The 11,542-nt window shown below is 45.2% G+C and carries 9 protein-coding genes; 8 read left to right on the top strand and 1 reads right to left on the bottom strand.

Features of this window, described 5'->3' with window-relative positions; genetic code table 11:
• The first annotated feature begins 596 nt into the window (after positions 1–596).
• Positions 597–1,139 carry a 1,6-anhydro-N-acetylmuramyl-L-alanine amidase AmpD gene (gene ampD / locus EXT47_RS12935; protein ID WP_099031196.1) on the top strand — a complete coding sequence of 181 codons (543 nt, stop codon included), beginning with the start codon at positions 597–599 and terminating at the stop codon, positions 1,137–1,139.
• Between the two features lie 6 nt (positions 1,140–1,145).
• A complete protein-coding gene (gene ampE / locus EXT47_RS12930) occupies positions 1,146–1,997 on the top strand; it encodes a beta-lactamase regulator AmpE (protein WP_130126777.1) in 852 nt (283 codons plus the stop codon).
• A 70-nt stretch (positions 1,998–2,067) separates the two neighbouring features.
• Here the strand turns inward: ampE and EXT47_RS12925 are convergent, their stop codons facing one another.
• Positions 2,068–4,569: a PilZ domain-containing protein gene (locus EXT47_RS12925; RefSeq protein ID WP_130126776.1), complete on the bottom strand. Its 2,502-nt coding sequence runs from the start codon at positions 4,567–4,569 to the stop codon at positions 2,068–2,070.
• Between the two features lie 128 nt (positions 4,570–4,697).
• On the opposite strand from EXT47_RS12925, the gene radA reads away from it, so the two are divergent.
• The 6 genes from radA (at position 4,698) to EXT47_RS12895 (ending at position 11,445) form a co-directional block, all read left to right on the top strand.
• Positions 4,698–6,068, top strand: coding sequence for a DNA repair protein RadA (gene radA, locus EXT47_RS12920; protein WP_010370516.1), 1,371 nt, complete (start codon positions 4,698–4,700; stop codon positions 6,066–6,068).
• Between the two features lie 15 nt (positions 6,069–6,083).
• Positions 6,084–7,007: a DUF945 family protein gene (locus EXT47_RS12915; RefSeq protein ID WP_039491968.1), complete on the top strand. Its 924-nt coding sequence runs from the start codon at positions 6,084–6,086 to the stop codon at positions 7,005–7,007.
• 196 nt (positions 7,008–7,203) lie between these two features.
• Positions 7,204–7,767, top strand: coding sequence for a UPF0149 family protein (locus EXT47_RS12910; RefSeq protein ID WP_026000986.1), 564 nt, complete (start codon positions 7,204–7,206; stop codon positions 7,765–7,767).
• 2 nt (positions 7,768–7,769) lie between these two features.
• On the top strand, positions 7,770–9,080 hold the full coding sequence (gene pepP, locus EXT47_RS12905; RefSeq protein ID WP_039491970.1) for a Xaa-Pro aminopeptidase: 1,311 nt from the start codon (positions 7,770–7,772) through the stop codon (positions 9,078–9,080).
• A gap of 12 nt (positions 9,081–9,092) precedes the next feature.
• Positions 9,093–10,265: a 2-octaprenyl-6-methoxyphenyl hydroxylase gene (gene ubiH, locus EXT47_RS12900; protein WP_039491971.1), complete on the top strand. Its 1,173-nt coding sequence runs from the start codon at positions 9,093–9,095 to the stop codon at positions 10,263–10,265.
• A gap of 10 nt (positions 10,266–10,275) precedes the next feature.
• Positions 10,276–11,445: an FAD-dependent monooxygenase gene (locus tag EXT47_RS12895; RefSeq protein WP_039491972.1), complete on the top strand. Its 1,170-nt coding sequence runs from the start codon at positions 10,276–10,278 to the stop codon at positions 11,443–11,445.
• Positions 11,446–11,542 lie beyond the last annotated feature (97 nt).

Here is an 11,542-nt window from a genome sequence, read left to right as displayed (position 1 = left end):
GTGTGTTTTGTAGCAGCGACTTTATGTCGCGACGGGGTCTTTGAAATACAAAGCCGTGCTTGTAGAGAATGAGTTGACGGCTAAAACGGAGGTCGCGGGGTAAACCCGCTGCTACGTGTATGTGTTGCTTTTTGTGATTTGATGTTGAGCCCTTGTGTATTTTTGTAGCAGCGACTTTATGTCGCGACAGAGTATTTGAAATGCAAATCCTTGTTTGTAAAGAATGAGTTGATGGCTAAAACGGTGGTCGCGGGGTAAACCCGCTGCTACGTGTATGTATTGCATGCTGTGACTTTATGCCGAAAACCAATATGTATTTTCGTAGCAGCGACTTTATGTCGCGACGGTGTGTTTGATTTAAAGTGCAAAGCCTTGTTTGAAGGGAGTGAGTTGCCGGCCAAAACGGAGGTCGCGGGGTAAACCCGCTGCTACGTGTATGCGTTGGTTGCTGTGATTTGATGCCTAACGGTTATGTGTTTTCGTAGCAGCGACTTTATGTCGCGGTACTATCGTTACATTACACATAAATCCATCCCTACCTTTTGTCTTATTTTGTCTTTATAATCGAATGCAAACCAAGGCTTGGAACTAATACTTTGAATTGGCTACCTTTTGCTAAACACAAGCAATCCCCCCATTACGATGAAAGACCGCAAGCGTGTGAGATAGATTTACTGGTGATCCATAATATCTCGTTGCCCGCAGGGTGCTTTGGCACGCCGTACGTGGAAGAGTTATTTATGGGCACGCTGGACTGCGGCGCACATCCAACTTTTTCTGACTTAGAGGGAGTAAGAGTGTCGGCGCACTGCGTTATACGTCGTGACGGTAGCATCACCCAATACGTTCCCTTCATTGAACGGGCTTGGCATGCGGGAGTGTCGCAGTGGCAAGGTCGAACGCGCTGTAATGACTTTGCAATTGGTATTGAAATGGAGGGCACAGACACCACGCCATATACCGAAGCGCAATATGCGAGTTTAGTAAAAACAACGCGTTGGCTGCAGCAGCACTATCCAAAGCTGACGAATGATCGTATTGTAGGGCACAATGATATTGCTCCTGGAAGAAAGACAGATCCAGGGGCAGCATTTGATTGGCAGCATTATTTTACCTTGTTAAATAACCAAGAGAGCTAGGCAAGCATGATCTTAATTTCTATCATCATCGCGCTTATTATTGAACGACTTGGCGCGCGGGCGAACTACTGGCAAGTCGACCATTACCTGCAAAGTTACTACGCGAAAACCAAATCTTGGACTCAGCCAAATGCCATGTTGGGTTCGCATTTCGGTGTGATGCTTTGGTTAGTTATTCCTGCATTGGTTGTTGCTTTTATTTACAGTCTAAGTGACTTTGTGTTTTGGCAGTTTGCAATCAATATCTGTGTGCTCTTAGTCTGTTTTGGCTGTGCAAAATATCGCAAGCTTTATAAAGGCTATTTGAATGCGCTGACCAGAGGTGATAACGAAGCGGCTACGCTTTATGCGTTGCAAATGGGGCAAGACAAATTAGAAGATGAGCCGGGCGGCGAGACGTTTGGTCAGACGCTTTCGTGGATCAACTTTCAGCATTACTGCGGAGTTATTTTTTGGTTTGTGGCGTTGGGCGCGCCGGGCGCTGTGCTATATGCGATGGTAAGACAAATTGTGCATTGGCATCATGAGCAAGAAAATCCGCCGCTACAGCATGTGTTTGAGCAGTTTTGTCGGTTATTTTATTGGCTAAATTGGCTTCCTGCACGGATCGCAAGTTTTGGTTTTTTGATCATTGGTAACTTCAGTAAAGGTACATCAAGTTGGTTGAAGTATGTGCTTGATTTTAAAACCACAAATCGTCAAATCGTCACAAGCACTGCACTTGCGGCTGAGCAAATTGAACAACAGTTTTTAGGTTGTACCTTTGAAGCAAGCTGTATGATGCGCCTCGTGAAACGTAATATTTTGTTTTATCTCGTGACTATCGCAGTATTAACCCTATTTGGTTGGGTGGAGTAGCCCTAGCTGCAAACTACACATCTTTATAACAATGCTCCATATACTGTAAGCGCATATGGAGCAGTTGAAATCAGTGTTTAAAATTGGCCTCTAACCAGCGCTTTTTCTGCTCTTCCATTTTAGTAACAAGCGGCGCATCAAAGCCCATGTTTCGAACCACATATTCCGTAACATCTATCAAATCACACACCCCAGTCACTGACCAAAGTGCTTCTTCTAGGTCTTTTGCTTTGTGGATTGCATAGTGGCTTACATAGCGCAGCTCATTCGCAAGATAATCCATATCTGGCCGGCCAGTTTTTGATACATAGAGCTGATAGACAAAGAGTAGGTCATTGCGTAGTGCTTTTTTAGCATACAAATACAGGCTATCAATGGCCTCTTCATGGGCAATAACTTGCGCACCTACCGCTTCGTGTTGACTGCTTTGGTTTGGATCAAACTTAATAAACACCAAGTATTTGAGCGGTTTATCCTGTCGCGATTTTGTTTTTAGAATTTCGGTGAGCTTTTCTTCGACGAAACGGTCGGGGAAAACGGCTTTGGCGTCCAAGGTGTTATCGTCATTATCGCTAAACGAATGCAGTAAGTGGTGAAGGGATGTCGGGTAAAGCCCCTGTCCAATTGCTCCCACCGCATTATGTGAGGTCTCTTTGTGTAAATAAAGTGGAAACTGGCAAACGGATTTAGTCACCATGTTACGCAGCGCAAGTGATAGCCCCGGCACCTTTGGCGCTTCATCACAAGCAACCAGCTTGTCTTTATTGCTCTCAATAAGGGCTTTAAAGAACCCCATGGCAGAATGGTCGAGTTGACCTATTTTCTGCACTTTCAAGTTAATGATAGTTTTAGTTTTATTGACCATCATTACTTCATAGCGCAAATTCGTTAAATTGTGCTGTTTCGTCAGTCTCTGCAAATCGACTAAGTCTAAGTGTATTGAGTCACCTTTACTCAGCGGCATTTCTTGGCCGCACTCTATTTGTAAACCCATGACAGAAAAATCACGGGTAACACAGTTGAACGTGCCTTGACCATCGATATGAACGACGACATTGGTTTTATACAGGTAGCGTCTGTGCGCACGCAAGTTAACGTATTCTAACGCAACCACCTCAAGCGGAGGTGGAGTGGCTGACTTGCCGTGACCGAACTTCTTTAACTGATTAACTAAACTTTGTTCGTAACTCAGGCGTTGGAATCGCTCAGTGATCGACGGGTTTCCAATATCTGTCAGTAACATGAGATATTTCACGTCTTGGATAAAGCCTTGCACCCTCGGGGTGGGGCGTTTATTTAGCTTTTCGACATTTTTGCCTGCACTTGCGGGAAGCGAAAGCGGGATAAACGCATCCTCATGATGGCTTGGCATGAGTTGTACTTTAAACGTGCGCCAGCTGTCTTTTTGGCTGCCAAAGGCAAAGAACAGATCGTTTAGTTGCTGCATTTCTTCCAGCTCAAAGTCAAAGGCTGAGTAAAAGTACATTTTGCCTTGACTTGAGTGAGTAAACACATGGCATACCGCTTCTTTTACCGCGCCAGAAAGCGCAAGTAGTCGCTGCATTCGTTTTTGGTTGAAGACGGAATAAAGGCCTGATTGTTTTCTTTCGTCTTCAAAGTAGTAATTGATATGGGCGTTATTTTCGTTGGTAAGCACCATGCTTGGATAAAGCTGTTTTTGTTTCTCACTGATGAAAACAAACAAAGAGCAGACGCGCGGAAAATAATACTGTTCGTAGCCTTTACAAACGACGGCATCTAAAGTGTTGTCGAGATTTATCTTATAGCGGCGTTTGTTACCGTGTATAAAACTATTTAAAAAGTCATCAAATCCTTGGTTTTTCTCGATAAATGTGCGTTTTAAGCGAACTTGGTTGTATTCAATCGTGCCGGGTTCTACGGCGACGACTTCATACTGAATACCTTCTTTCAAGCCAAGTTCAAAGTCTTGCTCGAGACCCACTAAGCGGATCGAAATAATTTGTCCGGGATCTACCTGTTGATTGGTCGGTAATTTTATTTTAGCGCCACTGAGGGAAATATCGGAGGTAGTTGCGGAAACCTTAGGGCGATTTTTTGCCAGTTCCACTGTGATCTTAATGGAGTAATTCATGCGCTCTTCGGAGCGGCTTTCGTACGACGCGAAACGGACTAGTTTAGTGTAGTTATGATTGACCGCGTCTTTTTCTACTTCTTCTTCGCGTGCTTTGGCCTGCCTTTGCATGACCTTATAATTATTGTCGGTACTCATTACGGATTCGTAAACTGCAAGGGTATAACCCCCATGTTTAGCGACTTCCCGCTCGAATACTTCGATTGCTAAGTCATCCATAAAGTGCTGTTTGCCTTCATATTCATAAGGCTTAACTTGACCTGCGACTTGTCCTCTGAGGTCAATAAATCGTGCCACGGGCTGAGATAGCCGCGACATTTCCATTTTTAATAGAAATTGGTCCGGCTTGGATAGGTCCGCAGTACGTTGCTTAAATATGCGATCAAAAGCCGGATCGCCAAGATCCAGCTTTAAATCTTCAATTAAGCTTTGATATTTTTGTAATCTATCTTCAGGCATAAACAGTTTTACACGCGCTCATTTTATGTGACCAGTTGGGTCACCGCCAATATTATGTCAACATTGGCGCTTTATTAGTTTATTCTTAACCTATTATTGTGTTTAAGCAAGATATATACCTGTAATTTATGGCAAAAAAGAAAACAGCATTTGTATGTAGTGATTGTGGTGCCGAATTCGCGCGTTGGCAGGGCCAGTGCTCAGAGTGTAAGGCATGGAATACCGTAACGGAATTTCGCGTTCCATCAGCAAAATCAGTCCCTCAAGGCGGTTCAACGTCAGGTTATGCCGGTCTTGTTGAAGCTAAAGTACAAACCTTAGATGAAGTTAACCTAGAACAATTACCTAGATTTTCAACAGGCTTTAAAGAGTTTGACCGTGTACTTGGTGGTGGTGTTGTACCGGGAAGTGCAATATTAATTGGTGGTAGCCCCGGCGCTGGTAAAAGTACGGTGTTGCTGCAAACCATGTGTCGCCTTGCCGAAACCATGAACACTTTGTATGTCACTGGTGAAGAGTCGCTGCAACAAGTTGCCATGCGTGCGACACGGTTGGGGCTGCCTACAAATAAGCTTAAAACACTCGCAGAAACCAATGTTGAGACGATTTGTCAGCTCGCGCTTCGTGAAAAGCCAAGTATTATGGTTATCGACTCAATTCAAGTAATGCATATGAGTGATATCCAATCGGCACCCGGGTCGGTTTCTCAAGTACGTGAAAGCGCTGCTTATTTGACGCGTTTTGCCAAAACCAATCAGGTTGCCATTATTATGGTGGGGCATGTAACTAAAGATGGTACACTGGCCGGTCCTAAGGTGCTGGAGCATTGTATTGACTGCTCCATTTTACTGGAAGGCAGTGCCGACAGTCGCTTTAGAACATTACGTGGCAATAAAAACCGTTTTGGTGCTGTAAACGAGTTGGGTGTGTTTGCTATGACAAGCCAGGGCTTAAAGGAAGTAAACAATCCTTCGGCTATTTTCTTAAATCGTGGTGAAGCGCAAACACCAGGCTCATTAGTCATGGTTATTTGGGAAGGTACGCGACCATTACTCGTGGAAGTCCAAGCACTAGTCGACTATTCACAGCTCGCCAACCCTCGTCGCGTCACTGTTGGTTTGGAACAAAATCGTTTAGCCATGTTACTTGCTGTATTGCATCGTCACGGCGGTTTACAGGTGTCGGATCAAGATGTGTTTGTAAACGTTGTAGGCGGTGTCAAAGTGACCGAAACCAGCGCTGATTTAGCCTTAATAGCCGCACTGGTTTCAAGCTTTAAAAACCAAACGTTAGACAGGCAGCTGGTGGTATTTGGTGAGGTGGGGTTAGGAGGTGAGATCCGACCGGTGCCTAGTGGGCAAGAGCGGTTGCGTGAAGCATCTAAGCATGGATTTACAAGAGCAATTGTACCAAAAGCAAATAAACCAAAAGAAAATATTGAAGGGATGGAAATTGTTGCCGTCTCTAGCCTTAGCGAAGCGCTTGAGGCACTTTTTTAAATAATGGAGTGAAATATGAATAAGTCCACATTAGCAGTTGCCGTTGTGGTGTTAGCAGGCGCAGGGTATGTTGGCGCAAACTATTATGTAAATGAGCAAGTGAAACAAGAGATCACCAAGCAAATCTCAAGTTTTGAACAGCAAAGTGGCCTTACGGTGAGTTTTGCAAATAGCTCTGTTGATTTATTTTCTCGCGGTGTAGAAATTACCGATTTAACGATCTCACAACCTGATGAAAAAATAACATTATTTACCATCGATAAGCTCAATATTGTCGGTTATGAGCAAGACAAAATCAGCCCCTACACTGAACTTGACCTAGTTGGTTTAAAATTAGCAAAAGAAGCAGCAGAGTTTACCCAAGGGATGTCGCCGGAGCTGGTCAATGCAACTTATCATTTAAAAACAAGTCTTGCCTATGACGATGCATCTGGCGCCAGCGAGGTGAAATTCGCAACGTCGGCAGAAGGTATTGTAAAAACCTCTTTTAATGCTGCGTTTGGAAATAGTAAGGCCTTTATGGATGCTTCATTAGCGGCGTCAAAAATTCAAGGCGATACACCAAACCTTGAGCAAGAGCTTCAAGTACAGTCGCAAATGATGACAGCAATGCAATCGCTCGAATTAAAATCGCTGGCTGTGAATATTGACAATGCAGGCACCTTGCCTCAATTCATAGAAGCTGAACTTGCACAGCAAGGAATGACCAAAGATGACTTTGAAGCGGTGACAGCACAGCAGTTAATGTATTCACCGATGCCGCAAGAATTAAAAGATGCAATCACGGGTTTTGTATCTGGAATGGAGTCTTTGTCAATTTCTGTGACCGTACCACAAAGCCAAAATATGATGGCGCTTGGGCAACAGCTATCTTTGGCTATGGCACAAAATCCAGAAACGCTGTCTGAACTTATCAAGATCAACGCAAGCGGTAAGTAAAGCCAATCAAGCTAGTTTAACGGGATTGTGGACTTGCTCTGCAATCCCTCCACCTCTTACACACCCATTCATTCGCCATATCTATTTCACTAAATTGATGAAATCTAAAGCAGCCTTGAGGTTGATCATACAATTCGTTGGAGTTGCAAAGGCTGCGATGGTAGCATTGGAGTATCAATTGCTTGGGAATGTATTTATGAGCGAATTCAAAGACTACCAGCAAGCTCAATTGCTATTAGAAAAACACGAACTATTTATTGCCCCTGCCGAAGTTCACGGCACCATTTCTGGGTTATTGGCATGTGGTCTGAATATCGAAGATTCAGAGTATTTAGGGCTATTGAGCGACGTATTCAACGACGGTCAAAAATTTTCAGCGCCAATTAGAGAGTTTTGCATCGATTTATATAAACAAGTTGCCGAGCACTTTAACGACGGCGAGTTCCAGTTTGAACTTTACTTGCCGCCAGAGGACGAATCATTACATGACCAAGCTAACGCACTGATTGCTTGGGTATCAGGCTTTTTACTAGGCTTTGGTTTAAAGCAAAAAGATTACGGTAAGTTATCTGCAGATGTTAAAGAAGTGATTAACGACTTTAGCGAAATAACTAAGCTTGATACTGGTTTTGAAGACAGCAACGACGATAAAGAAGCACTGCTCGAAGTGGTAGAATATGTGCGTGTTTCTACACTATTATGCTTTGCCGAGATGGGTAAAGAACCCCAGTCAGTTAGCACATCAAAGACGATACATTAATTATGATAAAAAACAGCGAGTTTGTAGCACGCCGTGCGCGTCTTATTGCGGCACTAGATAACAACGCCGTAGCGATTATTCCTGCGGCCGTAGAGTTAACCCGTAGCCGCGACACTGAATTTCCGTTTCGCCAAGATAGCGACTTTTTTTACCTGACGGGATTTAAAGAGCCGGATGCGGTTTTGGTGCTTACGAAAGACAGAGACGGCAATGCGCAGTCTACGCTGTTTTGTCGTAATAAAGATAAGGTTGCTGAGATTTGGCATGGTCGCCGGATGGGCTATGAGCAAGCTAAATCGCAACTTGAACTCGACCAAACCTTTGCGCTGAGTGACTTAGACGACGAGCTATTAAATCTCGTGAATGGTCGCAAGGTATTATTCTACGGGCAAGGCACATATAACGCCTTTGATGATAAGGTTTGGCAGTTGCTAAGTACATTGCGTGGCGCACCGAAAAAGGGCTATCGTGCCCCTGAGATAATCAAAGATATTCGCCCACTCGTCCATGAAATGCGCTTATTTAAATCGGATGCTGAAATCGCCATCATGCGCGAAGCGGGCAGAATTAGTGCTGAGGCGCACAAACGCGCGATGCAGTTTGCCAAGCCGGGCGCAACGGAATACCAGCTTGAAGCCGAAATTCATCATCATTATGCAATGAACGGTGCGCGTCATCCAGCCTATGGCACCATTGTTGGCAGCGGCATCAATGCGACGATTTTACACTACACCGACAACTGTGATGCGCTACAAGATGGCGACTTAGTACTGATTGATTCGGGTTGTGAGCTTGAAGGCTATGCGGCTGATATAACTCGTACTTTCCCAGTAAACGGCCAGTTTACTGATGCGCAGCGTAAGATTTATGAGTTGGTATTGGCGGCGCAAAATGCGGCCTTTGGTGAAGTAAAACCGGGTGGTACATTAGTTAAAGCCAATCAAGTGGCGATGACTGTATTGACTCAAGGACTAGTAGATTTAGGCATTCTTGCGGGCGACGTTAACGAACTCCTAGAAGCGCAGGCATGCAAAGCATTTTACATGCATGGTTTAGGTCATTGGCTAGGTCTTGATGTTCACGATGTCGGTGAATACAAGTTAGATGAAGCGGATCGTCCATTTGAACCTGGCATGGTACTTACCATTGAGCCGGGTCTGTATTTTGACGAAGATGCGCAAGTTCCTGATGAGTATAAAGGAATTGGCATTCGTATCGAAGATGATCTGTTGGTCACCGAGTCAGGTTATGAAAACTTAACCGCACTGGTGCCAAAAACCATCGCAGAAATAGAAGCATTAATGAATAACTAGTGGACACTTTGCGTGCAACAGTTTGATGTCGTCGTGGTTGGTGGTGGTATGGCAGGAGCCAGCGCCGCCATCGCCATAAAAAAAGTCTCTCCGCAGGCAAAGATTGCGGTTATTGAAGCCTTTGCGCCAAAAGGTAAACAGCATCCAAGTTTTGACGACCGTAGTATTGCGCTTGCTGCGCAGTCGGTCGCATTTTTGGGCGAGCTAAATCTATTTAATCCCGAGTGGCAGTACGTTGAGCCAATCACACAAGTGAATGTTTCAGACAGAGGTCACTTTGGTAAAGCGTGGATAAACCCTGAAGACTACAACCAAAAAGCGTTAGGCTATGTAGTTGAAGTCAATCCCTATGGCAGCTTTTTACACGAGCAGTTGAGCAATCTTGATATTGCACTGTTTTGTCCGAACCAAGTGGCGCATATACATCAACAACCAGAGCAGGTTGAACTGACGCTCGATAATGGCGAGCAATTACAAAGTCGATTACTGGTTGTTGCGGATGGCGCGCAATCTCCCACGCGGGCTAAGCTCAATATCGGCTTTGATAGCATAGGCTACGAGCAAGGTGCATTGATTGCCAATGTGCAAATCGACACGGCTCATGGTGGTCAGGCGTTCGAGCGTTTTACCGAACATGGCCCGATGGCACTTCTGCCAATGAGTGATAATCGCTATTCACTGGTGTGGTGTATGCCAAATGAGCACCTCAGCGAGTTTGAAGCGATGACAGCACACGAGTTTTTAGCTGCATTGCAGCAAGCCTTTGGATATCGCGCTGGGCGCTTTGTGCAAGTGGGTATGAGAGCAAGCTACCCTCTAGTGCTTGGGCGAGTAGAGCAACTCACTCATCATCGCGTGGTGGTGATTGGCAATGCGGCGCATGCCATACATCCCATTGCAGGACAGGGCTTTAATTTAGGTCTACGAGATATTCAAGTACTAACCTCACAATGTCAGGCAAATACGCTTGAAGAGTGGGGTAGTTTTCAATTTACGCGTGCTTATCAACTGGCGCGAGCGCAAGATATTAATACGGTGATGACATTAACCGATGCGCTCGTTCGACTATTTTCAAACTCATCAAGAACCTTAGCCTTAGGCCGTAGTTTAGGTCTACTTACCATGGCGTTGTCCAAAACAGCAAGAGCGCCGCTGGCCAAGCAATTGATGGGATATAAAGGATAAAGGAGTTGGCATGCAACAAGTTCAAGTTTGTATTGTTGGTGGTGGATGTGTTGGTTTAACGCTGGCGCTAGGGCTTGCGCAGCAAAATATCTCCGTACTAGTGTTAGACAGTGGTGAAAAGCCAACACCATTGGCACAAGAATACAGCGCACGCGTGAGTGCGATAAGCGCTGCAAGTCAGGCTTTATTCGAGCGCTTGGGCGTGTGGCCTGATATTAAAGCGCAGCGCGCCGCGGCATATACTCGTATGGATGTACGCGATAAAGACAGCTTTGGTAAAATCGCCTTTGATAATGTCTCGTTAGACTTACCTGAGCTTGGTCACATCATTGAAAACGACGCCATTCGCTATGCGTTGTTAACAGCACTCGAAGCACAGCAATCGGCCAAACTGATGTGGAACACAAAATACCAAAGCTTGCATCAAACAGACACCGATGTGTTGCTAACCTTAGCTACTGGTGAACCTGTGATGGCGAAACTAGTGGTGGCGGCTGATGGCGCACGTTCGGCTATTCGCCAGCAGTTTAATATGCCAATCACGTATTGGGATTATGACCACCATGCGCTGGTTGCAACGATAAAAACCGCAGCGCCTCATGATGCAACAGCAAGACAAGTGTTCCTTCCTGATGGACCGCTGGCCTTTTTACCGCTTGATGACCCATATACTCATTCAATTGTATGGTCTACCGCACCGGATAAAGCAAAGCAGCTACAAGCCATGCCGGTCGGGGCGTTTAACAAAGCATTAAGTGCTGCAATTGATATGCAGTGCGGTGTGTGTGAATTGATTAGCGAAAGACATGTTTTTCCTTTGACCATGCGTTATGCAAAACAATGGGTGCAAGGGCGGATCGTTTTAATGGGCGATGCGGCACATACCATTCACCCGCTTGCAGGTCTTGGCATGAATTTAGGGCTAAAAGACGCTGCGTATCTGACCACCTTGTTATCAGCACCGCAAGAGCAATTTGCCAGCACACGGATACTGCGCCAATATGAGCGCAGCAGAAAAGCAGATGCCCAAAAGCATATTGCCATGATGCAAGGGCTTAAAGAGCTGTTTGAAGGCAGCCATCCGCTTAAAAAGCTAGTGCGCGGTGTGGGCCTGAGCTTGGTCGACAACCTCGGCCCAATCAAGCATTTGTTCGCCAAAGAAGCGATAGGCGGTAAATAAAAAGATCGCCGCGTAAAGCGGCTTATATGGACTCCTCCAATTGTACAAGCCACTTTTAGCATTATTAGTGTGATTGCGTGCTTATATCCGGGCTCTT

Origin of the sequence: Pseudoalteromonas sp. CO342X (genome assembly GCF_004208915.1) — a bacterium.
Lineage (GTDB): Bacteria > Pseudomonadota > Gammaproteobacteria > Enterobacterales > Alteromonadaceae > Pseudoalteromonas > Pseudoalteromonas maricaloris.
Note: the sequence above shows the minus strand (reverse complement) of the source record. Positions and strands in the feature narration are given on the sequence as shown.